This is a genomic window from Mucilaginibacter sp. P2_D11, assembly GCF_056404435.1.
In genome coordinates, this window is record NZ_JBFUEA010000014.1 from 37,008 (window position 1) to 62,035 (window position 25,028).

The following is a 25,028-nucleotide window of genomic DNA, read 5'->3' on the forward strand; positions in this document are numbered from 1 at the left end:
GTAAATTTATAGAAAATATACTACATGCTCCGAAAGCTCCTTATCGCTTTTACGCTTCCCCTCCTAGTTACTTTTGTGTTAAAGGCAAATGTGCCTGTTACAACTATTGTGCCCTTTCATCAGCCCAGGATAAACCAGGATACGTTAGCCAATATTCTTCAGCAAAAGGATGATTTCCTCCGGCAGAAAAGGCTGGTTCTTTTTATAAAGAATTACATACAAGCCTCTGAACTTAGTAAGTTAAGTGCCGTGAAAGATACTTTTAATCAGGCGTTTAACAAATATGCGATGGTTGATAGGGATGCCTTTGCTACCTTCATGACCAGTTTTGCGCTTTACAAACAACATAACCTGAAGGATGCCGAACTCAACATGAACAAGGCTATCCAGATAGCCGAGCGGCGGAACGATGCGCACCTGCTATTTCAATTTTATACCTATCTCGGGTTCATCCAAACCGATCAGGGGAACTTCATAGCGGCCATCTATAGCTACCGTTTAGCAAAAAAAGAAGTAGTGAAACTGAAGGATAAGCTAAAGGATAACCGTCCGCAGGCATCGCTCAACATCAATATATCTGATCTTTATTATAAATCGGGCTTCTATACGCAATCTTTAAACTACCTGGATAAGGCCCTGGCGCTTATTGCCAACGACGAAAAAAATATGACTTTGCTATCGAGCGTATTATATTATAATAAGTCGGAAAATTATTTCAGGATGAATAACCTCGATTCGCTGAAAGCTTATCATGCCAAACTGAACGACCCGCGCAATAAGAATTATAAAATTTTTAACTACCGCCAACGCACCGCCTATTATATTACCCTGTTAAAACGTGATTACCCGCTAGCTATAAAACAAATACAGGCGTTGGTAAAGAACCCCAAATACATTTATAACGAAACTGAGGACCAGCGCCTGGCAGACGCCTTTTTTATGAACGGGCAGCTCGATTCGGCCAAAAAGAAGGCAGATGAGCAACTGATTGTTGCTTCTGCTAATAACCACCCCGAAATAAAATACCACTTATATGAACTGCTTGCGCAGATAGCCGAGAAACAAGGCGATGAAAAACTGGCTGCATATAACTTTATGCTAGCCCTTAAAGAATCGCAGGAGAATAATCTGAGGCTGGCGAAAGTGGGGGATATATCGTCGCAGATAAGGATAGATGAGGCCGAGAACTCCTACACCCAGCGTACTGCAGTTTACGAAAAGGAGCGCCTTTGGCTGATATTTATGGTAGTGGTTGCTGCGCTCATCATTGTAGCCATTGCGCTTATTTACCGCAACGTGAAACAAAAAAGGCACTACGAACAGTTATTGTTCGCAACCAAAAAGGCCGAATTGGCGTTCATCAACTCGCACGAGGTACGCAAGCACCTCACTAATATACTGGGCATAATGGATATTATCCAACATAGCGATAATAACAAAGAAGAGTACAAGCAATGCGAAGAATATTTGCTAAGCTCTGCCAAGCGGCTGGACGAAGCCATCAAGAATATCTCTGAGAAGATAAATGAATAGAGTTTAGGGGTTTATTATTGGAGGCGGGAGTTTAGAGGTTTGTTAATTTGACATTTCCTAGACGTCCGATCTCGGATTGGCCTTGCCAATTTTAACTTTGTTGGCAGCAAAAGCAAGAGCGATTAAACAACCTCTCCCCACAATCTCTAAACTCCAATCACTAAACAATGCCTATCAGGCCGGTTTCTCTCGCAATAATATCGGCTATGCTGGTTTCTGAAAGTATCTTGAGCGAAGCATCGCGCACCTCAATAAACACGTCGCGTATGCCACAAGTGTGTTCCTGGTGGCACTCATCGCAACGATGATAAAAATTGATGCTTGCGCAAGGAACCATAGCTATCGGGCCATCGGTAATTCGCATAATACTCACCAAAAAAATGTCTTTTGGGTCTTTATTTAAGCTGTAACCGCCGCCAGCACCCTTTTTGCTGTACAAAAACCCTGCGTTGCGCAGGTCTAAAAGTATCTGTTCCAAAAATTTCTTCGGAATTTTCTCTATTTCGGCAATTTTCGATATCTGCATCGGCGGTTTGTCCATGTTTTTGCCCATGGCAACCAGTGCTTTTATAGCGTATTTCGTTTTTTTGGATAGCATTTGAAAAATTAAGCGACAAAGTTACGTAAACAAATTTTGTTAAGCTAACAGCTGAAAAATTAGTATAAAATTAGGATTTATCTGAGTGCCCCAGGTTTTTACCCGGATTAACCGCATCGCGCAGCAATTGTTTCAATTCCTTAATCTCCGGGAAACGCCCAATGGTTTTCCTGTCGAACAGTACTTCCGCATTCACATATATGGTATAACGACCGCTAATCTCACTTGGTTGCAGGGTAACGCCAAAAAGGTCGTCGCTAAAGGTAGTGAGTAATTCCTGCGCCATGTATGCCGCGCGCAGCAGCCAGTTACATTTTGGGCAGTATTCTATAATAACCGTAGGTTTCATCGGTTATAAAAGTAACAACTTATTTATAAACAAAACGATATAAATACGGTGCTTTGTGCGCGCCGCCGCTAAATTTCTTCGCCACGCGCTCCAATATGCCCAGGCCAAGCATTTTGCGCTGGAAAGCGGGGCGCAGCAGCTTTTTATCCAATATGGTTTCGTAGAGGCTTTGCAGCTCGCCCATGGTAAAATCGCGGGGCAGCAGGTTAAAGCCAATCAGTTTATCATCAAGCACTACCCTTAATGCTTCAAGAGCCTTATGTATTATAGCGGTATGATCTTGTATCAATGTCGGCAGGGCATTAAGATGATACCATCCGCAGTCGTCGAATATCTTATCGGGAGTGGGAGTAACCAGGGTGAAATCCACCAACGCGAAATAGCCTACGCTGATAAAGCGCTGCAGCAGCCAATGCCTGGGGTTATGGGTACTGCCATCGGCTTCCATAAAAGATATGAAAGGAGTAGGATCGTGCCGGGCAACATCGCCAAACACGTGGAACTGCTCCAGGTAGATGTTGCTTAAACCTGTACGTTCTGAAGCTACGCGTTTGGCGGCATCGTCAAGGTTCTCGGTAATCTTAACGAAACCTCCGGGAAGGGCGTGCAGGCCTGTAATGCTGTATTGCATCAGTAGCACCTTTAACTGGTTATCATGAAACCCGAATATCACGGCATCTATGGCCAGGTGGGGGATAAATCCTTCGCCCGCCGCGCTGCTTTCGGTTGATATATTAGTGCTACTCATTATTTTGCCTGCCGCCTCAAATAAATTTGATAATGCCAATGTTACGAATTATTATTGTAACATAATGATACAATAATAAAACCTTCGCTGGAAGGCTTTTGGCACAGTTCAATCCAAACCAATTATAAATCAAATATCAGATGAAAAAAATCGCATTTTTATTAATGATTCCGTTTGCGTTTGCCGGGGCCGCAATGGCGCAAACGCTGGTGAAAATTAGCAACGGCCAATTGGAGGGCGTGCGTGAAAAATCGGGCGTGATAAGCTTTAAGGGCATCCCATTTGCGCAGCCACCCATTGGGGAACTACGCTGGAAAAACCCACAGCCGGTAGCCGGGTGGGCGGGCATCCGCAAATGCGACACCTTTGGCTACAACCCCATGCAGAAAAAAGTGTTTGGCGATATGGGTTTCCGCTCGCCGGGCATGAGCGAGGACTGCCTTTACCTTAACGTATGGGTGCCTGCCAAAAGAACTAAAGAGAAGATGCCCGTGCTGGTTTACTTTTATGGCGGCGGTTTTGTCGCCGGCGATGGCTCGGAAGCGCGTTACGATGGCGAGAGCATGGCCAAACGCGGCATCATATCGCTTACGGTAAACTACAGGCTGGGCGTTTTCGGCTTTTTGGCGCATCCGGAACTAAGCAAAGAGTCGCCGCACCAGTCATCGGGCAATTACGCGCTGATGGATCAAAATGCAGCTTTGCGCTGGGTGCAAGCCAATATAGCAGCGTTCGGCGGCGACCCTAAACGGGTGACCATCGCAGGCGAATCCGCAGGATCGATAGCGGTTTCGGCCCAGATGGCCTCTCCATTATCAAAAAACCTGATAGCCGGTGCCATAGGCGAAAGCGGTGCCATGATAAAACCCACTTTGCCTGCTATACCATTAACAGATGCTGAAGCGAACGGCATCAAATTCGGCGACAAGGCGGGGGCTACCACTTTGGCGGCACTGCGCGCCATACCCGCATCAGAACTGTTAGAGGTAGCTTCAAAACAAGGTATGCCGCCAACCTCGTCGCCAGTGATAGATGGCTATTTCCTAACCAAAAAACCTGCCGACGTATTTGCCGCGGGCCAGCAGGCAAAAGTACCGCTACTGGTTGGCTGGAACTCGGCCGAGATACCCTATCAAGCGGTGATGTATGGCCTGCCGCCAACACCCGAGAACTACCTGAAGCAATTGAAAATGTTTTATGGCGATAAAGCCGACGAGGTGTTGAAACTATACCCCGGCGCAACCGAGGAGGAGGTAATAAAATCGGCCACGGAGCTGGCCAGCGACCGCTTTATATCTTACAGCACCTGGAAATGGGCTGATTTGCATACCCAAACCAGCGGCAAGCCGGTTTACCGTTACCTGTTTTCGCGCCCGCGCCCGGCCATGACGGCTAAGATGGGCAACGCCAAGCCCGGCTTTGCAGGCGGTATCATCGCAGGCGATGGCAACAAGCCGGAGCCGCCAAAAGGGCCGCAACCTTATAACGGCGCGGCACACGCTTCAGAAATAGAATACGCCATGGGCAACCTGGCCACCAACCTAACCTATGAGTGGGGGCCGGATGACTACAAGGTATCTAATATAATGGAAACCTATTTCGCCAATTTTATTAAAACGGGCAACCCCAATGGTGCTGGCGTGCCAAAATGGATCGCGAATACTAAAGGCAGCGCGGTGTCGTTTATCAACATAGATGTTAAGACTATTTTAGAGCAGGAAGGCCCTCAACTTAGAGGCCGGTACGTGTTCCTCGATAAAGAATATTTGAAATAATTAGCCGACACTATCGTTTAAAGCCGCCCGTAAGAAATTACCGGCGGCTTTTGTATTTAAATTGTCTTGCCGCTTTTTTCTGCTGCAATGCGCCAATTGCTATCAGGTCCTCCATTTTTTATTATATGGAAGGGATGCCCCGTTAGGGGTTAAAGCTTTGTAGCCGATAGGAAATAAATGATATTGCCCTGTAGGGGCAACACAATCGCTGATATGTAACCTATTGCTAAATATTGTATTGCACCTACGGCGCAATTTGTCATTATATGCATTGTTACAAAGCTTTAACCCCTAACGGGGCATCAAAACAACAAAGCCGCACCCGTTATCCCGGTGCGGCTTTAGTATCAAGATTTTTTTATCTTATAAGTGTATTACCTCGCCGTATGCGTCGGCAGCGGCTTCCATCACGGCTTCGCTCATGGTAGGGTGAGGGTGTACCGATTTGATGATCTCGTGGCCGGTAGCTTCCAGCTTGCGGGCTGTAACTACTTCGGCAATCATTTCAGTAACGTTGGCACCCAGCATGTGCGCACCCAGGAACTCGCCGTATTTAGCATCGAAGATGAGTTTCACGAAACCATCTTTTGCGCCTGCAGCACTGGCTTTACCCGATGCAGAGAACGGGAACTTGCCTACTTTAATCTCATAACCTGCTTCTTTAGCAGCTTTCTCTGTATAGCCTACCGAAGCAACTTCGGGCCAGCAATAAGTACAGCCCGGTATGTTGTTGTAATTTAATGGCTCAGGGTGGTGGCCTGCAATTTTTTCTACGCAGATGATACCCTCGGCAGATGCTACATGAGCCAATGCCTGGCCTTTAACGATATCGCCAATGGCATAAACCCCTTCAACGTTGGTTTGGTAGTAATCGTCAACCAATACCTTGCCTTTATCGGTTTTTACGCCGTTTTCTTCCAGCCCTATGCCCTCGATGTTGGTTGAGATACCGATAGCCGATAATACTACATCAGCTTCTAAAACGATATTGCCGCTAGCGGTTTTTACGTTTACGCGGCAGCCATCGCCATTGGTATCAACAGATTCTACGGTAGAAGCTGTCATGATGGCGATACCTTGTTTCTTTAATATACGGGCAAGGCCTTTTGATATTTCTTCATCCTCAAGCGGTACGATGTTATCCAGGAATTCTACTACGGTAACTTTGGTGCCGATAGCATTATAGAAATAAGCAAACTCGATGCCGATAGCGCCCGAGCCTACCACCACCATCGATTTTGGTTTCTGGGGCAGTATCATGGCCTGGCGATAGCCAATTACTTTTTTGCCATCCTGTTTAAGGTTTGGCAACTCGCGCGAGCGGCCGCCTGTTGCTATAATAATATGTTTAGCGGTAAAATCTTTTGTGCTGGCGTCTGCTATTTTAACAGATACGGTGCCTTTGCTTTTAAGCGATCCGTAGCCTATAATAACATCGATTTTGTTCTTCTTCATTAAAAACTGCACGCCTTTGCTCATGCCATCGGCTACGCCACGGCTGCGTTTTATTACGGCTTCAAAATCAACTTCGCCGCCGCTGGTTTTGATGCCATAATCAGCAGCATGGTTCAAATAATCAAAAACCTGTGCGCTTTTTAATAAAGCCTTGGTAGGGATACAGCCCCAGTTGAGGCATATGCCGCCTAAGGATTCTTTTTCTACTATAGCGGTTTTTAAACCCAGCTGTGATGCACGTATCGCGGCCACATAGCCACCCGGGCCCGAACCAATAACAATTAAATCGTAGTCCATATAGTTATATATCTTTTTTGATTTTGAATGCCAAAGCTAAGTAAAAAGCGGTGAAATGAAAAAAAACGGCATTTTTAGGAGTTTGCCATGATAATTTAACATGGCGTGGCAAAATCGCACAACCATGGGTGATGCAAACGGTCTTAATAATGTAAATATTATACTAAAAATTACCCACGCTTTCATTATTAGCTGTGAAGTGCGTAAAATGTTGAAAAATATATAATTATTGTTAACACTAACTTAACATTGGCAATGAGGCAATTGCCTATCTTTGTCCTCGAATTTAATCACTTAACAGTTAAAATTAAAAAAAAACAGCGTATGAGGAAGCATTTACTTCTATTAATTTTCGCCCTGTTTACAACGGTTGTTAGCTTTGCACAGCAAACAACAAGTAGTATATCAGGAACTGTAGTTGACGAGAAAGGTTTGCCATTGCCGGGTGTTACCATCACGGCTTTACATACCCCAACCGGTACCAACTACGCAACAGTATCCCGTGTGGATGGCCGTTACAACTTGCCCAACTTACGTATTGGCGGGCCTTACACGGTTACATTCTCTTTCATCGGCTTTAATTCTAAGATTGAAAATGATGTTACCTTATCATTGGGCCAGGAGTTTAGAATTGATACCAAATTATTGCCAACCAGCACTTCATTAAGCGAAGTAAGGATTACCGGCACTCAAAACAAGGTAATTAACAACTCTCGTACGGGTTCACAGGAAATTATCACCCGTAACCAGATCGACCGCTTACCAACCATCAACAGGTCTATCCAGGATTACACCAAGCTGACTCCATCAGCAGGGTCAAACGGTAGTTTTGGTGGTCGTAACGGTAACGGTAACAACGTAACTGTTGACGGTGCCTTGTTTAACAACTCTTTCGGTTTATCGGGTACATTGGGTGGCCAGGCAAACTCGCAGCCAATTTCGCTTGATGCGATTGAGCAGATACAGGTTGCTGTTAACCCGTTTGATGTTACCCAGGGCCGTTTCGCAGGTTCCAGCGTTAACACCGTAACCAAATCCGGTACCAACGAATTTAAAGGTACTGTTTACCTTTACAAACGTACTGCCGGTTTAGTAGGTTTACATGCGCTTACAGCTGATGTTGCAAAGCCGGTTGTTAACTATACACAACGCGGTATCAGCTTAGGTGGGCCTATCATTAAAAACAAATTGTTCTTATTCGTATCTGGCGAGCAGGAAAGAATTAGCGACCCTGCTACTTCATTTACGGCATTGCGCGCTGGCCAGGCATCAGGCGGAAGCGTTTCGCAAGCTTCATACGATGATTTGAACAAATTGAAGGATTTCTTGAAAACCAACTACAGTTACGACGCAGGCGCTTTTGAAAATTATCAGCTGCGCACCCGTTCTGATAAAGTTACGGCTAAGTTAGACTGGAACATAGACAAGAACAACACCTTATCGTTAAAGTATTTCTACCTGAAATCTTTACGCGATGTACCTCCAAGCAGTTCAGGTGCTCAGGGCTCACGTAGCCCAGGCTTAACTGGTTTGCCTTTCTTTTCATCCTACTACACCATCAACAACAATTTTAACATTGGCATAGCCGAGTTGAACACTCGTATCAGCAGCAAATTTGCTAACAAATTAACGGTTGGCTACCAGGCACTGCGCGATTTCCGTTCTTCACCGGGTGGTGGGGCGTTCCCGCTTGTTGATATCCTGAACGCGGCAGGTACAAGTACATTAACCTCATTTGGTTACGAGCCTTTTACTGCTAACAACTTGTTAAATACCGATACTTACCAGTTTAGTGATAACTTCACTTACTTTGCTGGTAAACACGAAATTAACATTGGTTTAACTGGCGAGTATAACAAGTACAAAAACGGTTTTGCGCCCAACTACAACGGTTTGTACCGTTTTAACAGCATCGACGACTTTATCACTGGTAAGCCGGCTGTACGTTCAGCTCTGCAATACTCTGCATTGCAGGACGGATCTTTCCCTTTTGCAGTTACCAAAGCTTATACAATTGGCTTTTACTTACAGGATAAATGGCAGGCTACAGACAACTTTAAGTTGACGTACGGCGTGCGTTTAGATATGCCGGGTTACAATACCCAAAGTCAGTTCAACGCAGACGCCGCCAACCTAACCGGTTTCCGAGATGGTTACAAGGTTAACACCGCCCAATTCCCTAAAGCAGCATTGCAGATATCTCCGCGTGTTGGTTTCAACTGGAATGTTAACGGCGAAGGCTTAACCCAGATTCGTGGTGGTGCCGGTATTTTCCAGGGGCCCGTGCCGTACGTGTATATTTCTAACCAGGCGAGTAATAACGGTGTACAATTTGGTTCGTACACAGTAACGACACCGGGTGATCCACGTTTGGTATTTAAACCGGATGTGAATGCCTACAGACCTGTGCCGACTCCGGGTACTCCTTTAGCTAATACCTCTTACAACCTTGCTATCACTGCAAGGGATTTCAAATTTCCTTCGAACTTCAGGGTAAACGTAGGTGTTGATCAGAAGTTACCATTCGGTATCATCGGTACCTTAGAAGGCAGCTATTCGAAAGATTTGAATGCTATTCTTTACCAAAACATAGCATTGCCTACCACCGGTGCTGCTTTGGTTGGTAGCGATAACCGCTTCCGTTACAGCAACACTACCGTTTATCCATCTATAAACGGCGGCGCAGGCAACACTGCTGCTGCACCAAATATTACCGATGCCATATTGTTAACAAATACTAAAAAAGGGTATGCTTATAACATTACCGGCCAGTTACAGCGCACTTTCAAGGACCTGTATTTCATGGTGGCTTATACCTACTCAGATGCCCGTTCGGTTAACGACGGCGGTTCTATTGCCCAATCTACCTGGAGAGACCGTGTAGTTGCAGGCGACCCGAATGCTGATGTAGCTTCTTACACTAACTTCCGCCAGCCAAACCGTGTTGTTGCTGCTGTTTCTTACAAAAAAGCGTACTTAGGCCACTTATCTACATCGGTAGGTTTAACTTACGAAGCTGCTAACGCTGGTTCTACTTCTTACGCATATAGCGGTGACGTTAACGGCGATGGACAGACAAGCAACGACCTTATTTACATACCTAAAGATGCAAATGATATCTTACTTGTAAAAGATAACGCAACTGACCCTCGTACCATCGCTCAAACTTACTCGCAGTTAAATGCTTATATCAACCAAGATCCATACCTGAGCAAACGCCGTGGTAAATATGCTGAGCGAAATGGCTTAGTATTGCCATACTTTCACCTTGTTAACTTTAACTTCACCCAGGACTTATACCAAACTACTGGTAAAATCAAAAATACTTTGCAGTTTGAGTTCAACATCATTAACCTGGGTAACTTCCTTTACAGAAACTGGGGTAACTTCAAATTTGCCAACAGGAACCTGTTGCTGACCTATAAAGGTATTGATGCTGCTACCGGTAAACCTACCTATTCATTCCCTTACTTTGACGCTAACAGCCAAACGCCGCTTACTACTACATGGGGTAACGGTGTATCGCAGTCTTCGCGCTGGCAGGCACAGTTCGGCTTGAGGTACATATTTAACTAATACCTTAACAGACGTTGATTAAAAATATTTAACTATATGAAAAGAAATAAATTTATAAGCTCATTAGCTATAGCCACAGTTTCACTTTCGGCCCTGGTTTTTACCGGCTGTAAAGATGATGAGATGGTTGTAACGCCGCCAACACCTATTGCAACATCTGGTGTGGTTACAACATTTGCCGGCACCGGTGCGTTTGGTTCATCAAACGGTGCAGGACTTACTGCAGCTTCGTTTTCTTACCCTAATGCTCTTGCAATTGATGCAGCGGGTATCGTTTACGTTGCCGATCAGGGTAACAACATGATCCGCAAGATCACCGCAGCAGGTGTAGTATCTGTATTATCGGGTACTTTAACATCTGGTAGTGGCAATGCAACAACTATAGGTGCAATTGCATCTTACAACGGCCCAACCGGTGTTGCGCTTGATGCTACTGCATCAAATTTATACGTTGCAGATTTTGGTAACAACACTATCCGCAAGATTGTATTGGCAGCCGGCCCGGATCTGGGTAAGGTTACTACTTACGCAGGCGTAAGCGGAAACGCAGGTAACAACGACGCAGTTATACCTGCAACCGCAACTGCTGCGGCTATCAATCCGCGTTTTAGCGGCCCTGCGGGTTTAGCCGTTGATGCTTTAGGTAACGTTTACGTTGCAGATTACACCAACAACCGTATCCGTAAAATTGCCACAACAGGTGTTATAACTACTGTAGCGGGTAAAGGCCTTGGTAATGCCGATGGTAACGGAACAGCCGCTTTATTCAACGGCCCGCGCGCGTTGGCATTAGATGCTACAGGTGCCAACCTTTACGTAGCTGATGCCAACAACAATACCATCCGTAAAATTGCACTTGCAACCGGTGATGTTACTACATTAGCCGGTAGCGGCCAGGCAGCATTTGCTGATGGTACCGGTACTGCAGCAGCTTTTAATCACCCAAGTGGTATTGCAATTGATGCAACAGGCAACCTGTACGTGGCCGATGCCGCCAATAACTTATTACGTAAAGTTACCCCTGCGGGTGCAGTTACATCTGTAGCAGGTAGCGGATATGTAAGCCTTATTACGCCATTTAACAGCCCATCCGGTGTTGCTACTACCACTGATGGTACCGGTGTTACTACTGTTTATGTTGCCAACACACAGGGTAACATGATCCAGAAAGTAAAATAATTCAGTTTTTTTAACTGTATAAAAGCCACGGTAGCGATACCGTGGCTTTTTGATTTTGGAGCTCACTCACCTGGGGTGTTAGCTTTAAAAAGCCTGTTCCTGTAAAAGCCTGGTAAGGCCAATCTTTATATCAATAAACACCACACCTTACTATGCAAATCCAAATACTACATACTACGCTCCAAGATATCCCCGCAGTATTCCCCCTGTATGATGATGCCATAGCTTACCAAAAACAAGTGGGCAACAACCATTGGTATGGCTTTAAGGCCGAACAGATAGAAAGGGAAATTAACGAGGCCAGGCATTATAAAATATTGGCAGATGGCCACATCGTGGGCGTATTTTGCCTCACCTTTAGCGATCCTGAAATATGGCAGGAGCTGAACGACGATACGCACGCTATGTATATTCACCGCATAGCTACCGGCCAGCAGGCGCGTGGGCTTAATCTTGTCAAACATATCATAGCGTGGGCCAGGGAATATGCGCTGGAAAATAATTTGACGCTTATACGTATAGATACAGGTGCGGGTAACGACCGCCTCATCAACTATTACATAAGCTGCGGTTTTACCTTTATTAAAGACACCACCATAGCCTACGAACCCGGCATGCCGCTGCATTACAAGGATGGTGCTTTTGCATTGTTAGAAATGCTCGCTTAAAATAAGCAGCTGTCTTACCTACGCTTTGTAAGTTTTAAATATCCTATCCCAAATGCTGGTGTAGAAACCGAAATTGTGGTTAATATCGGTATGGTGGTTATGGTGGAACGATGAGGTGCCGAGGTATTTGAGGAGATAGCTGTTGCGCAGTTTAGCGGGCAGCGGCTCTACGCCTAAATGACCTATAATACCGAATACTACGTTCAGGCTAAGATAAATAAGCACCGCGTAGAAATTGAAGTGGTACAACGCAAGCGTAAACAACCATAGACTACCGAAGCTGAGCGTTTCTAAGGGGTGGAGCACGAACAGGTCGATAGGGATAGGGTTGCGGTAATGATGATGGAAACGATGGATTACTTTATAGAGGGCCATTTGATGGATGGCGTAATGTAGTACGTACATAGCCAGATCCATCGCCAGGAAAAGCAGCAAAAAATCGGGCAGGATACGCCAATTTATTTCGAAACCAAAAATAAGATAGCCATTTTGCCATAACCAGAAGCCTGCATAAGTTATGGCTGTATTGATAATATTAGTGCCGATGCAGGTAAGTATTTCGGTACGCGAAGCCGGCCGTAGAGGTTTTTTGCCAAGTTTAAGGATAAGCCACCCTGTTGATACGCCAATAGCCGTAACCAGCAGGTTCTCTGCCAAAAAAATAAGCCATAAAACAATAACAGTCTGCCCCTTTAAAAATTCTAACATGCTTTAACCGGGTATTTATCCCGCAAAATAGCAGTAATTATCCATAAAACGCACTGCATGAATTAAAGCCTAAAGCCACGCAAATTAGCGCGGCTTTAGGCTTTGCCATAGTGGTTTACATGCCTTGCTAATTTGGCAATCTGTTGGTCAACAACGTTTCCAACCTCTTCAGTTTCGATGCCCAGAATTCGTCGAAGTAGGCAATCCAGGCTTGTATTTCTTCGAACCCGTCTTTTTTAAGGGTGCAATACCTTTCGCGGCCCACATCCTCTATACTGATAAACCCTGCTCCATGCAATATTCTGATGTGTTTTGATACAGCAGGTCGGCTCATTTCAAAGTTATCGGCCAGGCTGTTGATGGTCATGCTATCGGTCATAAGCAACATCAGCATCTTCCTGCGGCTTGGGTCGCCTATTACCTGGAATACATCAAACGCTGGTGCTGTCATGCTGTGCCTCATTTAAAAGTTTGGCAATTTTGTCGAATTTCTCGCCCCATCCATGGTTTAAGCCATTGTAGAATGCTTCGTTCTCGGGCTTGTGGAAACCACTGTGCTCCAGCGTTACATCGGTCCCCTTATCGGTTGGCTGTAGTTTCCAGCTCACTACCGAATCGAGCGTGATTACGCCCTCGCCCGGGCCGCTGCCCCAAGAATAGGAGAGGCTCGAAAAAGGCTTTACTTCTAACACCTTGCAATAAAAAATACCGTCGAAATCGAGGCTGGCGATAGGCCCCGTGCGGAACTGGAAATCGTAACCCACTACCGGTTGGAAATTATTCTTCATAAGCCATAATGCCATTAACTCCGGTTTGGTGAGGTACTCCCAAACAAGTTCTGGCGGATGCGGGAAGCTGAACTGGTGATTGATGTGTCGTTTCATAATGGGTAACTTTTAAGTTACGTAAATATATAAGTAACTTCTGAGTTACGCAATTTTTTTTCAAAAAAAATCAATAGTGGTTTTGTACGTCGCTCAAATAAACAAAAAAGCACCGCGTTTTCGCGATGCTTTACAATGATTGACGCTTGGTCAATTAACATTTATCTGTTATCGGTAAAGGCTATTCGTATTCAAATACCCCAAATTCCGATGTAACAGTAACCTTCTTTTTATCTGCTGCTTCTACACGGCCGACGATTTGCGCAGGCACGCCAAAGCTTTCTGATATGCTGATGATGTCCGCAACTATTTCTTCCGGTACGTAAAGCTCCATACGGTGGCCCATGTTGAACACTTTGTACATCTCCTGCCAACTGGTGTTGCTTTCCTCCTGTATCAGCTTAAACAGCGGTGGGATGGGGAAGAGGTTATCTTTAATGATATGCAGGTTATCTATAAAGTGCAGCACCTTGGTTTGTGCGCCGCCGCTGCAATGCACCATGCCGTTTATTTGGCTGCGGTACTTATCTAATATGGTTTTGATGATAGGGGCATAGGTACGGGTAGCAGAGAGTACCAGTTTACCGGCGGTTACGGTTTCGCCATTGCCTATTTCAATTTGGTCGGTTAATTTTTTACTGCCCGAGAATACCAGATCGTAAGGTACTGCCGGGTCGAAGCTTTCAGGGAATTTATTGGCGACGGTTTTATCGAAAACATCGTGGCGGGCAGAAGTAAGGCCGTTAGAGCCCATGCCGCCATTGTATTCTTTTTCGTAAGTGGCTTGCCCGTACGATGCCAGGCCGACTATCACATCGCCGGGTTGTATACGGTGGTTAGATATTACATCGGCACGTTTCATACGGCAGGTAACGGTACTATCTACGATGATGGTGCGCACAAGGTCGCCCACATCTGCAGTTTCGCCGCCGGTGCTGTAGATGCCGATGCCGGCATCACGTAATTCCGCCAGTATCTCTTCGGTGCCGTTAATGATGGCCGCTATCACTTCGCCGGGTATCAGGTTTTTGTTGCGCCCAATGGTAGATGAAAGCAGAATATTATCTACAGCGCCCACGCACAGTAAATCGTCCAGGTTCATGATGATGGCATCCTGCGCAATGCCGCGCCAAACAGAAATATCACCGGTTTCTTTCCAATAGGTGTATGCCAACGATGATTTGGTGCCCGCGCCATCGGCATGCATAATATTGCAATAGTCGGCGTCGTTAGTTAATATATCCGGTACAATTTTGCAGAATGCTTTAGGGAAAATTCCTTTATCAATATTTTTAATGGCATTATGTACATCATCTTTTGATGCAGATACGCCCCGTTGATCATATCTTTGCGGAGAAATCATGGGCAAATATACTGCTTAATACCCTTTTGCGGGCTAAAATTGTTAATTTGCCACATCCGCCTCTTCTATGTTCAAATCTGTAAGTCATAAACTCAACCGCTTGCGCCTCACCCTTAACGGGCAACGTAATTTTTTAATTTATTGCAGTGTAGCGGTAGGTTTATTTGGCGGATTAGCTGCCGTGGCCCTCAAATTCCTGGTGCATTTGATGGAAGGGCTTAGCCGCAATATATCCTCGCATTTGCCATACCATATTATATATGTGTTTTTGCCTGCGCTTGGCATACTGCTTACTGTGACCTGGCAGCACCTCATCAACCGCGATAAGATGCAGAAAGGCATTGGCAATATCCTGGTCAATATCAAAAAGAACCGCTCCGGCATCAGATTAAACAACATCTACTCGCATTTGGTAACCAGTTCGCTCACGGTTGGCTTCGGAGGGTCCGCGGGCCTTGAGGCACCTATCGTTTGCACGGGCGCAGCCTTGGGTTCAAACCTGGGCCGGTTTTTCAAACTGAGCCCCTACGAAAAAACCGTGCTGATAGCCGCCGGTGCTTCCGCCGGTATTGCTGCGGTATTCAATAGCCCAATTGCCGGGGTGTTATTCTCGCTGGAGATACTGATAGGGGAGATTACCATCCCCACATTCATTCCCTTGCTCATTGCATCGGCCACCGGCGTAGTGGTATCTAAAATATTGTATTCGGGCCAGCTATTCCATTTGATAACCGAGGGTTGGGTAATGCCCGCGCTGCCGTTTTACGTATTGCTGGGCCTGCTAAGCGGCTGGGTATCTATTTACATTGCAAAAGTTGGCGGTAGCTTAGAGAAAGGCATATTTATGCGCCAGAACCGTTACGTGCGCGCCATAATTGGAGGCCTCATTTTGGGCCTTATGATTATGGTATTCCCGCCGCTTTTTGCCGAAGGCTACCATTACTTGCAAGAGATACTGAACGGCAATATAGAGGCCCTTAAGGAGGAGACTTTTTTTGGGGCTTCGCTATCGAACCCAATGCTTATGTTGCTATTCATAGCCGGGTTGGTGCTGATGAAGATTGTGGCGGCTGGTATCACCATAGGCAGTGGTGGTAACGGTGGTACCTTTGCACCAACCATGTTCACCGGAGCTTTTTTAGGTTTATTCGTGGCCTTCGGCGTAAATCAAACCGGGCTTATACACCTTAACACCAGCAATTTTATTGCGGTGGGTATGGCGGGTGCTTTAAGCGGCGTACTGCATGCGCCGCTGACGGCGATATTTTTGATTGCCGAAATTACCGGCGGCTACGTGCTGTTTATCCCGCTGATGATCGTATCGGCTATATCATATATTATCGCGAAGTTGTCAAATCCGCATAATATGTACTGGCACCACCTGGTACACGAAAACAATATCCACCCGGGGCAAGATTATCATATGCTCAACAATATCGTACTGGATGCAATTATCAATAAAAAATTCACCGCTATAGATAAGCAGATGCCCCTGGCCAACCTGCACCAAATATTGGCCGATACCGATGCTAACATCTTCCCGATACTTACGGTTGATGGCGAACTGGAGGGCGTAATTTGGATGGATGAGATACGCAGGTACCTTTTCGGCACCGATTTAGAAGGCGAAACGGTGGCAGATATCATGGTTGCCCCGCCTGCATTAATTGAGCACACGGATACCGTAAGCCACGTGATGGAACTATTCGACAACCTGGAAGTGTGGCAACTGCCGGTGATGAAAGAGGGGCGTTTTATTGGCTTCGTGGGCAAATCGGCCTTGTTGAGCAAATACCGCGCGATAATGATAAAACAGCAACAGGAAGCGGATTTATTTGCTCATAATTAGCAATTATTAAATACAACAGCCTATATTAGGGCATCAATGAAAATAACGTTTAGGATATATTTAGTCCTGCTGATCATATTAAGTTTAATATTGGGCATGCCTAAAACATCCATTGAGCAGGAGATGTCCCTGGCGGTGAATTTTACCAGTTCAACCGCCACTATATGGGAAAGCGTTAAGGTTTTTCTTTTGTTAGAAACGCACGTATTGCTCTTGTTTCTGCTCACGATGCGCCAAAATCCTGCCTATCGCTACTTTATCGTTTACTTTCCCATGGCATATCTGCTTGCTTATTTTGCCGTCACCCTTGGCGAGTACCTGGTTGAGCCTGATAAGTTCCTTACCATTATCCCATTTGTGCTTTGCTACGGCTTATGCGTAGTGCAGTATAACTCGGTTTTAAAAGCCGACCCAACCTTTGCCCTCGGCCTGCCCGAAAAACCCGAAGACGAATACAAACCACGCGATTTCGACGGCGGCGAGCCGATGTAATCAGATTTCAAATGTGCAGATTAATCTCGTTTGCTTGAGCTTTTCAGTCAAATAGCAGTTTCACGTTCTATAGTAACATTTGGTGTACCTAATAAATCGACTTTCACGAATTAAGAATTATCGTCCAATTTTTCTAAAGAATAGGACGAAGCTGAAAATTCGTGAAATTCGATTCAATTAGCGGAAATTCGTGTTTATTAAATTCGTGTAAACTCAATTCGTGTCTATTTATTTCGTAAACAACAATTCCCTGAATTTTGGCAACGGCCATAGGGCGTCATCTACCAGTTGCTCCAGCTTATCTACATGGAAGCGTATGGTTGCGAAGTAAGTTTTTACTTTTTCATCGTAATCTATAGCGCGCTGACGTATATCGTCGATCTTATTTGCTTTTTTGCGCTCGTCTATCATCTCATCCACATTTAATTTGGTGGCATTTATGTGCTCGGCTATTTTGCCGATGATATCCAATTGCGCACTGTAGCTGCTTTCGGGCAGCCCAATTTCTTTAAGGCCCCTTACGCTGTCCACCAGTTTGCTTTGGTAATCAATAGCCGCAGGGATAATGCTATTTATGGCCAGTTCGCCAATTACACGTGCTTCAATCTGTAGCTTTTTATAGAAACTCTCTAACAGTATCTCGTGGCGGGCAAGTGCTTCGCGGCGGGTGAATACGCCTGTTTCGGCAAATAGTTCTGTGGCTTTGTCCGATAAGAACGCATCAAGGGCTTTGGGCGTGGTTTTAATGTTAGCCAATCCGCGTTTTGCAGCTTCCTGTTCCCATTCGTCGCTGTAACCGTTGCCCTCGAAACGTATGTTGCGCGATTCTTTAATATACCTTTTAATGATGGTCATCAGGGCTACATCTTTTTTCTCGCCTTTTTTGATGAGCTTATCTACATCTATTTTGAATTTTTTCAGTTGATCGGCTACGATGAGGTTCAGAATCGTCATCGGGCTGGCCGAGTTTGCAGAGGAGCCCACAGCACGCAGCTCGAACTTGTTGCCGGTAAAGGCAAAAGGGGAGGTGCGATTGCGGTCGGTATTGTCGGGCAATATCTGCGGTATTTTAGGGATGCCCTGCCATAACGAATTCTCGTCTTTTATTTTCTTGCTCAGGCGCGAGGTGTCTATCTCATCCAAAACTTCGCTCAACTGGCTGCCCAGGAAAATGGATATGATTGCCGGGGGGGCTTCGTTGGCGCCAAGGCGGTGGTCGTTATTTACCGATGCGATGGAAGCCCTCAGCAAATCGGCGTGATCGTGCACCGCTTTAATAGTGTTGACGAAAAACGTTAAAAACTGCAGGTTGTTCTTGGGTGTTTTACCGGGCGAAAGCAGGTTTTTGCCCGTGTTGGTAATCAGGCTCCAGTTGTTGTGCTTACCCGAGCCATTGATGCCTGCGTAGGGCTTCTCGTGTAGCAGTACTTTGAAATTATGGCGCGCGGCAACACGGTCCATAATATCCATTAACAGTTGGTTATGATCTATAGCCAGGTTTATTTCTTCGTAAACGGGGGCGCACTCAAATTGTGATGGCGCAACCTCGTTGTGGCGGGTTTTTAAGGGGATACCCAACTGTAGGGCCTCGGTCTCCATATCTTGCATAAAGGCGTAAACCCGGCCAGGTATAGAACCAAAGTAATGATCTTCCAATTGCTGGTTTTTGGCCGACATGTGGCCAAACAATGTGCGGCCGGTGAGGAACAGATCTGGCCGGGCACTAAATAGCGCGGTATCAACCAAAAAGTATTCCTGCTCAATACCCAACGATGCGTTCACCTTCTCTATGCTTTTATCAAAGTAATGGCAAACATCAACTGCGGCTTTATCCATGGCGCTTAATGCCTTTAATAAAGGTACCTTATAATCTAATGCTTCGCCGGTGTACGATACGAATACCGTAGGGATGCATAGCGTGCGGCCGATAACGAAGGCAGGAGAGGAGGGATCCCATGCGGTATAGCCACGCGCCTCGAAAGTGTTGCGCAGTCCACCGCTGGGGAAGCTGGATGCATCGGGTTCCTGTTGGGCAAGTGCGTCGCCGCTGAAGCGTTCTATGGCGCTGCCGGTACTGGTAGGCTCAAAAAACGCATCATGCTTTTCGGCAGTGCTACCGGTTAGTGGCTGAAACCAGTGGGTATAATGGGTGGCGCCTTTGCCCATGGCCCAGGCACGCATGGCCGATGCCACCTGTTCTGCCAGTTCGCGCGGTATGGATACGCCATTATCTATAGAATTTGCTATGCCGTTGTAAGCTTCAGTAGAAAGATAGTCTTTCATTTTGTGCTTATCGAACACATTCGCGCCAAAATAGTCGGATATTTTGTTGGAGGGTGTTTTTATTTCGGGGATTTCACGGTTAAGCGCCGTCCGTAGCGCCTGGAATCGAATATTTGGCATAAGTATTAATGATTGGTAACGCCAAAATTAGGAAATCATTTAAAATAATGAGTATAAAGCACATGGATTATCCAACAAGATGAATTATGTTAAATTAATACTAATGTCGCTATGTGAAATCCCTAAATGCTTTAAAAAGTACCAAATTCTTAAAATTATGCGTGCATAGCATACGTTTTGAATTAATTTATGTTTAAATTTTTGTAAATTTTATAAAAAACTCAAAATAGTAGCCATTGGAAGCGATGTAATTGTAAAATTTATAAATAATGGTTGTTTATTTAGCTTTTTAAAAATAAAAACAGGTTTTATAGATGTTAATAATTGAAATTATAACCACTTTTATTGAAAATATTTCATTTGTTATTTGTTTTTATTAAAATTCATTCATATTTTCATAAAAAAAATAAAATCAATACCAATTCTATAGATATTATTATTGATTAGATGTTTAATAAAATGATTCTACGCCCCCATTTGTTAAAAAGACTTTTTTTATCATATCAATCCACTTAATTAAACAACGAATGAAGAGTAATTCTACAAAAATCAGCCTGCTGGACTCATTCCGGCAGCTGTCCAAGGAAAAATGGCAGCTCGGCGCTACCATTTTTATCGGGAAAATGACCGGGCTGTTCCTGGTTGTGATGGCCATGATGGTTTTGCCGAACTTTTTTGGCAGCCCAGCCCATGCCGCAGAAACTTATACTGCGCATGAAACATCTACTATGAACGCCATCAACACGATGTGGACACTGGTTGCAGCGTTCCTTGTATTTGGCATGCAGGCCGGCTTTGTTATGCTTGAGGCTGGTTTTGCCCGCAAAAGAGAAACCGTTAACGTACTAATGGAATGTATTTTTGATACCTGCCTTTGCGGTATCTTATTTTACGCTATCGGTTATGCATTCATGTTCGGACAGGGCAACGGCTTTATTGGCTGGGGCGGTGCCGATGGTAAAACCTGGTTCTTCTTACAAAATATCCCTGATACTTACCTTGCGTATGGTGTACCGGTAATTGCCCACTGGATTTTCCAGTTTGCATTTGCTGATACCTGCTCAACCATCGTATCCGGTGCTATGATAGGCCGCACAAGCTTCCGTGGCGATATCCTTTACTCTATCGGTATTACCGGCTTTATATACCCAATAATTGGCCACTGGGCCTGGGGACCTGATGGTTTCCTGGTTACCATGGGTACACCAACAGGCTTCCTGCCATCTTTAGGTCAGGGATTCCGTGACTTTGCAGGGTCAACAGTAGTGCATACCATAGGTGGTGTGGCATCAATAGCCGGCGCGATAGTATTAGGGCCTCGTTTGGGCCGCATATTTGCCCGCGATAATAAAGAAAAAGGTGGTTTACCTGCAGGCCACAACTTACTGATAGCTGCCGTGGGTGGCTTTATCCTGTGGTTTGGCTGGTACGGCTTTAACCCTGGTTCTACTTTAAATGCAATGGATATGCAAGGTATTGGGCGTATAGCTACCAATACAACTCTTGCTGCCTGCGCAGGCGGTTTTACAGCTATGCTTGCCGCATTGTGGTGGGGCAAAACAAAAGGCAAGTTCGATTTGGCATTTACCGTAAATGGTTTCCTTGCCGGTTTGGTGGCAATTACCTGCCCTTGTTATTGGGTTAGCCCTTTAGGTTCGATTTTATTAGGAGGTGTTGCCGGTTTTATCGTAGTTGGCGGTATCTATTTAGTGGAATGGTTCCGTATAGATGATCCGGTTGGTGCATTTTCGGTACACGGCTTAAACGGTATCTGGGGCACCTTATCTTTAGGTTTATTTGCATCGGGCCAATATGGCTTTACAACACCTACAGGTGCAGACAACACTGCCCCGGTTACAGGTTTGTTTTACGGCGGCGGCTTTAGTGTACTTGAGGCCCAAGCGGTAGGTAGCTTTATCATTACTGCTGCTGTATTCATAATTACTTTTGCCATGATGTTTATCATCAACAAATTACCGCATCCATGGAGACTGCGTGTTGAAGAACATGGCGAACTTGGCACAGGCGGCTTGGATGTGTTCGATCACGGTACCGAAGTTTACCCCGCCGATTTAGAAGATGTTAGCTTAAGCGACCTTATGGACAAGGGCGTGAAACAGCCTGCCTAAGGTTTGTGATGATTTGAAATATTACCCTTGTGCGGTTGGCTAAAGCAGGAATGCTGCCCGCCATACGCCAACTGCGCAAGGGTTTATATATAGCTTGGAGAAATTTAGTGAAAGGCATTTACTGAACTATGCAAATTAGCTCAAAACGGAAAAATTACGCACAAAAGATATTTAAGAACAACAACAACAATTAACAAAAACAATTAAATTTTAATTCCTTATCCATGAAAAGAAAACTTTTACTCTTATCATTTTTTGCAGCAGCAGCAGCTACTTTTACCGCGAAGGCACAGGATGCGCCTAAGGTAGATCCGCCGTTGGTTATTTTCGGTTCGGTAGACACTTACTACAAAAACGATTTCTCGGGCTTCAAATCGCAGAGCGGCGGTTCAAACATCGGTACCAGCTTCGCAACCGACCAGAATTCTATCTCTATCGGTATGATTGACCTGGGCCTGAAGAAAAAAGTAGGTAAAGCCGCTTTCGTTGGCGAAATGAGCTTCGGCCCGCGCGGCCAGGCACAATCAATCCCTAACGGTGCAAGCGGCGATTCTTACCACATTCAAAACTTATACGTATCGTACGATTTGAGCGATAAGTTTACTGTTACAGGTGGTTACATGGCTACGTTTGTAGGTTACGAAGTAATTTCACCGGTGGGTAACTTCAACTACTCAACTTCGTACCTGTTCACCAATGGCCCGTTCCAGAATGCAGGTTTGAAAGGTACCTACACCTTCTCAGACAAAGCTAGCTTAATGGTTGGTGTATTCAACGATAGCTGGAACAACTATTCATCTACCAAAGATGTATCAACTTTAGGTGCACAGTTGTTCTTAAGCCCTGCAAAAGGCTGGACAGCTTACATTAACCTTGTTAGCGGCAAAACATCGGGTACTGAAATCGATTTGACAACTGCTTATCAAATTACAGACGCCTTTAAATTAGGTTTAAATGCTGCTGATTTCAACGCACCAAACGGCCCGGGTGGCTTTACTGGTGTTGCTTTGTACCCACAGATTGCTGCAAGCCCTGCAGTTTCATTCGGTTTGAGAGCTGAATACTTCAAATGGAAAGATGCCGGTGCCGGTAGCACAAATGTTAAAGCATTCACTTTAACTTCAAACATTAAAGCTGGTCCGTTAACTATCATCCCTGAATTACGCCTTGACAAAGGTAAAGACGAGTTTTTTGTTAACAGCAGCTCTATGCCAACCAAATCTGCTTCGCAGTTTGTGTTAGCAGCTGTTTACGCTTTCTAATAAACACATCGTTTAAATTATTTCCGGTAAGCCATCCATATTTGTTTATGGATGGCTTATCTTTATTATATGAAAAAATTATTTCTCTGTATAGCCTGCATTCTGGCAATCAATACCGCCCGCGCCCAAAAAGACCTGCTTCAGTCCGACGAAAACAACAAATATGTGTACTACCAGGTGGTAGACAAAAAAGACTTTACTGCCGATACGTTGTTTAACCGTGCCCTTGCATTCATGAAAAGTCAGGAAATAAAAGCCAGCGGCAAGGCATCTGCCGGTAGCATAACAGCCAAAGATAAAACGGTGCTTTACACCAACTCGCTGGTGAGCAAAAAGGAAGGGGGCGAGGTTACTTATACTTTTACCATCGACGTAAAAGACCAAAAATATCGTTTTAAGCTCAGCGATTTCGTATTTAAGCCTTACAAGATAAACCGCTACGGCAATATGGCTACGCAATCGGGCATAGAGTTTCCGCTGGAAAAAATATGGACCAAATACAGCGAAAAAGATACCGATTTATACCTTGACCAGGTTGGTGCGTTTTGCAAGGCAACGGCAACCAAGCTTATCAAATACATGGATAGGGTGCCCGTTTTACGTACAGAAGAGCCCCTGAAGAAGGTTGTTACCGATAAGTGGTAGATTTTGGCCTAAACTTATCCAAATATAATTCCTAATAATTAATGCACTGCAATATAAAATTTGTAATATTGAATATATTCAAATGATTATTTTGTAATAATTCTTTTTTACACAACATTTTGTATTGCGATAACGTTATATAGAAAAATTTAATTCTAAACGTTATGCTAAACACAAAATTTGATTTGTACAAGAGCGAGTGGCTCGACCTTGTATTCGACGACCGCAACAAAGCCTACGGTGCTTACGACCTACGGCATCATTACGCAGGCACGCTCAATAAAGCTATGGCCATTGCCTTCGCCAGCGTGATTTCCCTTGCGTTGATATTGGGCTTTGCCTTAAGGAAAGAACCGGTACATACAAGTCCAGGCGTTATCGTCACGCTGCCTCCGCTGCCGACTCCGCCTACAAAAGTAGAACCGAAAAAACCTGAACCTGTGAAACAGTCGCAGCCCGCAAAGCAACAGCCACCCACTGCAACAACCAAGTTCTTGACTCCTGTGTTGACCAATGAGCCGGTAAAAGAGGAGCCGCCAATAATTGATAATTTGAAAGGTAATGTCGGCGCAACCACTACCCAAGGTCCGGAAGGGCCGCCGCAAATCCCTGCAGACCCCAAATCAGGTGGGGGCACCGCCACTGTAGACAACGGCAATGAAATAGTACCCTCCGGCATCGGCCTGGAAGCGAACCCCGAACCTTATGGCGGCATGGCGGCATTCGGCAAGTTTTTGGGTAGGGCCTTGCATTTTCCGGCGCAGGCGCAGGATGCGAATGTATCGGGTAGGGTAATCATGAGCTTCGTGATAGAAAAGAATGGCGAGCTATCCAATATAACCGTTGTACGTGGTGCCGGTTATGGATTCGACGAGGAAGCTATGCGTGTACTCAAGCTTGCTAAAGCCTGGAAACCTGGCATCCAGAACGGCCAACCGGTAAGGGTGAGGTATACTATCCCAATCAATTTCCAACTGCCCGAAGAATAAGTAATGAAAGTTAAAAAGGTTAGAATGGTTAAAAAGTTAGAAAAGTTTGAAGGGTGATTTGTGAGGGCCGCAGCAGAATTAATTCTGTTGCGGCTTTTTGTTGTTTTGCAATGGCAACAGAATTAA

General features: G+C 45.1%; 20 protein-coding genes. 11 read left to right on the forward strand and 9 right to left on the reverse strand.

The genetic code is table 11. The features are described from left to right. Window positions 1–24 precede the first annotated feature (24 nt). On the forward strand, window positions 25–1,533 hold the full coding sequence (locus tag AC1DXC_RS20760; RefSeq protein WP_477461100.1) for a tetratricopeptide repeat protein: 1,509 nt from the start codon (window positions 25–27) through the stop codon (window positions 1,531–1,533). A 160-nt stretch (window positions 1,534–1,693) separates the two neighbouring features. Here the strand turns inward: AC1DXC_RS20760 and AC1DXC_RS20765 are convergent, their stop codons facing one another. The 3 genes from AC1DXC_RS20765 to AC1DXC_RS20775 form a co-directional block, all read right to left on the reverse strand. Further along, window positions 1,694–2,131: an RrF2 family transcriptional regulator gene (locus tag AC1DXC_RS20765; protein WP_477461101.1), complete on the reverse strand. Its 438-nt coding sequence runs from the start codon at window positions 2,129–2,131 to the stop codon at window positions 1,694–1,696. A gap of 70 nt (window positions 2,132–2,201) precedes the next feature. Continuing rightward, window positions 2,202–2,480 (reverse strand): Rdx family protein, encoded by a 279-nt coding sequence (locus AC1DXC_RS20770; RefSeq protein WP_477461102.1) that lies wholly within the window; start codon window positions 2,478–2,480, stop codon window positions 2,202–2,204. A 19-nt stretch (window positions 2,481–2,499) separates the two neighbouring features. Continuing rightward, entirely contained in the window at window positions 2,500–3,228 is a 729-nt protein-coding gene (locus AC1DXC_RS20775; RefSeq protein ID WP_477461103.1) for an NUDIX hydrolase, read from the reverse strand. Window positions 3,229–3,368: 140 nt separating this feature from the next. Here AC1DXC_RS20775 and AC1DXC_RS20780 point away from each other — a divergent pair, with 140 nt between their 5' ends. Next, window positions 3,369–5,003: a carboxylesterase/lipase family protein gene (locus AC1DXC_RS20780; protein WP_477461104.1), complete on the forward strand. Its 1,635-nt coding sequence runs from the start codon at window positions 3,369–3,371 to the stop codon at window positions 5,001–5,003. 363 nt (window positions 5,004–5,366) lie between these two features. On the opposite strand, the gene lpdA is transcribed toward AC1DXC_RS20780, so the two are convergent. After that, the gene (lpdA, locus tag AC1DXC_RS20785; RefSeq protein ID WP_477461105.1) at window positions 5,367–6,755 is read right to left on the reverse strand and encodes a dihydrolipoyl dehydrogenase; all 1,389 of its coding nucleotides are present in this window, start codon (window positions 6,753–6,755) and stop codon (window positions 5,367–5,369) included. A gap of 324 nt (window positions 6,756–7,079) precedes the next feature. Here lpdA and AC1DXC_RS20790 point away from each other — a divergent pair, with 324 nt between their 5' ends. The 3 genes from AC1DXC_RS20790 (at window position 7,080) to AC1DXC_RS20800 (ending at window position 12,178) form a co-directional block, all read left to right on the forward strand. After that, the gene (locus tag AC1DXC_RS20790) at window positions 7,080–10,331 is read left to right on the forward strand and encodes a TonB-dependent receptor (RefSeq protein ID WP_477461106.1); all 3,252 of its coding nucleotides are present in this window, start codon (window positions 7,080–7,082) and stop codon (window positions 10,329–10,331) included. 36 nt (window positions 10,332–10,367) lie between these two features. After that, window positions 10,368–11,510: an SMP-30/gluconolactonase/LRE family protein gene (locus AC1DXC_RS20795; protein WP_477461107.1), complete on the forward strand. Its 1,143-nt coding sequence runs from the start codon at window positions 10,368–10,370 to the stop codon at window positions 11,508–11,510. Between the two features lie 152 nt (window positions 11,511–11,662). After that, complete coding sequence (locus tag AC1DXC_RS20800) at window positions 11,663–12,178, forward strand: GNAT family N-acetyltransferase (protein WP_477461108.1); 516 nt, start codon at window positions 11,663–11,665, stop codon at window positions 12,176–12,178. Between the two features lie 18 nt (window positions 12,179–12,196). Here the strand turns inward: AC1DXC_RS20800 and AC1DXC_RS20805 are convergent, their stop codons facing one another. The 4 genes from AC1DXC_RS20805 to AC1DXC_RS20820 form a co-directional block, all read right to left on the reverse strand. Further along, window positions 12,197–12,886 (reverse strand): sterol desaturase family protein, encoded by a 690-nt coding sequence (locus AC1DXC_RS20805; RefSeq protein WP_477461109.1) that lies wholly within the window; start codon window positions 12,884–12,886, stop codon window positions 12,197–12,199. Window positions 12,887–13,013: 127 nt separating this feature from the next. Further along, window positions 13,014–13,337, reverse strand: coding sequence for an ArsR/SmtB family transcription factor (locus tag AC1DXC_RS20810; protein ID WP_477461110.1), 324 nt, complete (start codon window positions 13,335–13,337; stop codon window positions 13,014–13,016). Further along, window positions 13,318–13,770 carry an SRPBCC family protein gene (locus AC1DXC_RS20815; protein WP_477461111.1) on the reverse strand — a complete coding sequence of 151 codons (453 nt, stop codon included), beginning with the start codon at window positions 13,768–13,770 and terminating at the stop codon, window positions 13,318–13,320. Before AC1DXC_RS20815 ends, AC1DXC_RS20810 begins: the two co-directional genes overlap by 20 nt. A gap of 181 nt (window positions 13,771–13,951) precedes the next feature. After that, window positions 13,952–15,133, reverse strand: coding sequence for an AIR synthase related protein (locus tag AC1DXC_RS20820; protein ID WP_477461112.1), 1,182 nt, complete (start codon window positions 15,131–15,133; stop codon window positions 13,952–13,954). Window positions 15,134–15,200: 67 nt separating this feature from the next. Here AC1DXC_RS20820 and AC1DXC_RS20825 point away from each other — a divergent pair, with 67 nt between their 5' ends. Together AC1DXC_RS20825 and AC1DXC_RS20830 are read left to right on the forward strand one after the other, a co-directional pair. Further along, a complete protein-coding gene (locus AC1DXC_RS20825) occupies window positions 15,201–16,982 on the forward strand; it encodes a chloride channel protein (protein WP_477461113.1) in 1,782 nt (593 codons plus the stop codon). A 96-nt stretch (window positions 16,983–17,078) separates the two neighbouring features. Continuing rightward, window positions 17,079–17,474 (forward strand): hypothetical protein, encoded by a 396-nt coding sequence (locus tag AC1DXC_RS20830; protein ID WP_477461114.1) that lies wholly within the window; start codon window positions 17,079–17,081, stop codon window positions 17,472–17,474. 228 nt (window positions 17,475–17,702) lie between these two features. On the opposite strand, the gene AC1DXC_RS20835 is transcribed toward AC1DXC_RS20830, so the two are convergent. After that, complete coding sequence (locus AC1DXC_RS20835; RefSeq protein ID WP_477461115.1) at window positions 17,703–19,877, reverse strand: glutamine synthetase III family protein; 2,175 nt, start codon at window positions 19,875–19,877, stop codon at window positions 17,703–17,705. A 527-nt stretch (window positions 19,878–20,404) separates the two neighbouring features. Between AC1DXC_RS20835 and AC1DXC_RS20840 the strand changes: the two genes are divergently transcribed. From AC1DXC_RS20840 to AC1DXC_RS20855, 4 genes are all read left to right on the forward strand, one after another. Then, a complete protein-coding gene (locus AC1DXC_RS20840) occupies window positions 20,405–22,006 on the forward strand; it encodes an ammonium transporter (RefSeq protein WP_477461116.1) in 1,602 nt (533 codons plus the stop codon). A gap of 224 nt (window positions 22,007–22,230) precedes the next feature. After that, a complete protein-coding gene (locus AC1DXC_RS20845) occupies window positions 22,231–23,268 on the forward strand; it encodes a porin (protein ID WP_477461117.1) in 1,038 nt (345 codons plus the stop codon). Window positions 23,269–23,337: 69 nt separating this feature from the next. Beyond that, on the forward strand, window positions 23,338–23,913 hold the full coding sequence (locus tag AC1DXC_RS20850) for a DUF4468 domain-containing protein (protein ID WP_477461118.1): 576 nt from the start codon (window positions 23,338–23,340) through the stop codon (window positions 23,911–23,913). Window positions 23,914–24,077: 164 nt separating this feature from the next. Then, window positions 24,078–24,902 (forward strand): energy transducer TonB, encoded by an 825-nt coding sequence (locus tag AC1DXC_RS20855; protein ID WP_477461119.1) that lies wholly within the window; start codon window positions 24,078–24,080, stop codon window positions 24,900–24,902. The last annotated feature ends 126 nt before the right edge of the window (window positions 24,903–25,028 follow it).

What these genes read in the sequence shown, in the direction of transcription:
- AC1DXC_RS20760 (WP_477461100.1), top strand. Translation starts at nt 25, where the DNA reads ATGCTCCGAAAGCTCCTTATCGCTTTTACGCTTCCCCTCCTAGTTACT.
- AC1DXC_RS20765 (WP_477461101.1), bottom strand. Translation starts at nt 2,131, where the DNA reads ATGCTATCCAAAAAAACGAAATACGCTATAAAAGCACTGGTTGCCATG.
- AC1DXC_RS20770 (WP_477461102.1), bottom strand. Translation starts at nt 2,480, where the DNA reads ATGAAACCTACGGTTATTATAGAATACTGCCCAAAATGTAACTGGCTG.
- AC1DXC_RS20775 (WP_477461103.1), bottom strand. Translation starts at nt 3,228, where the DNA reads ATGAGTAGCACTAATATATCAACCGAAAGCAGCGCGGCGGGCGAAGGA.
- AC1DXC_RS20780 (WP_477461104.1), top strand. Translation starts at nt 3,369, where the DNA reads ATGAAAAAAATCGCATTTTTATTAATGATTCCGTTTGCGTTTGCCGGG.
- lpdA (WP_477461105.1), bottom strand. Translation starts at nt 6,755, where the DNA reads ATGGACTACGATTTAATTGTTATTGGTTCGGGCCCGGGTGGCTATGTG.
- AC1DXC_RS20790 (WP_477461106.1), top strand. Translation starts at nt 7,080, where the DNA reads ATGAGGAAGCATTTACTTCTATTAATTTTCGCCCTGTTTACAACGGTT.
- AC1DXC_RS20795 (WP_477461107.1), top strand. Translation starts at nt 10,368, where the DNA reads ATGAAAAGAAATAAATTTATAAGCTCATTAGCTATAGCCACAGTTTCA.
- AC1DXC_RS20800 (WP_477461108.1), top strand. Translation starts at nt 11,663, where the DNA reads ATGCAAATCCAAATACTACATACTACGCTCCAAGATATCCCCGCAGTA.
- AC1DXC_RS20805 (WP_477461109.1), bottom strand. Translation starts at nt 12,886, where the DNA reads ATGTTAGAATTTTTAAAGGGGCAGACTGTTATTGTTTTATGGCTTATT.
- AC1DXC_RS20810 (WP_477461110.1), bottom strand. Translation starts at nt 13,337, where the DNA reads ATGACAGCACCAGCGTTTGATGTATTCCAGGTAATAGGCGACCCAAGC.
- AC1DXC_RS20815 (WP_477461111.1), bottom strand. Translation starts at nt 13,770, where the DNA reads ATGAAACGACACATCAATCACCAGTTCAGCTTCCCGCATCCGCCAGAA.
- AC1DXC_RS20820 (WP_477461112.1), bottom strand. Translation starts at nt 15,133, where the DNA reads ATGATTTCTCCGCAAAGATATGATCAACGGGGCGTATCTGCATCAAAA.
- AC1DXC_RS20825 (WP_477461113.1), top strand. Translation starts at nt 15,201, where the DNA reads ATGTTCAAATCTGTAAGTCATAAACTCAACCGCTTGCGCCTCACCCTT.
- AC1DXC_RS20830 (WP_477461114.1), top strand. Translation starts at nt 17,079, where the DNA reads ATGCCTAAAACATCCATTGAGCAGGAGATGTCCCTGGCGGTGAATTTT.
- AC1DXC_RS20835 (WP_477461115.1), bottom strand. Translation starts at nt 19,877, where the DNA reads ATGCCAAATATTCGATTCCAGGCGCTACGGACGGCGCTTAACCGTGAA.
- AC1DXC_RS20840 (WP_477461116.1), top strand. Translation starts at nt 20,405, where the DNA reads ATGAAGAGTAATTCTACAAAAATCAGCCTGCTGGACTCATTCCGGCAG.
- AC1DXC_RS20845 (WP_477461117.1), top strand. Translation starts at nt 22,231, where the DNA reads ATGAAAAGAAAACTTTTACTCTTATCATTTTTTGCAGCAGCAGCAGCT.
- AC1DXC_RS20850 (WP_477461118.1), top strand. Translation starts at nt 23,338, where the DNA reads ATGAAAAAATTATTTCTCTGTATAGCCTGCATTCTGGCAATCAATACC.
- AC1DXC_RS20855 (WP_477461119.1), top strand. Translation starts at nt 24,078, where the DNA reads ATGCTAAACACAAAATTTGATTTGTACAAGAGCGAGTGGCTCGACCTT.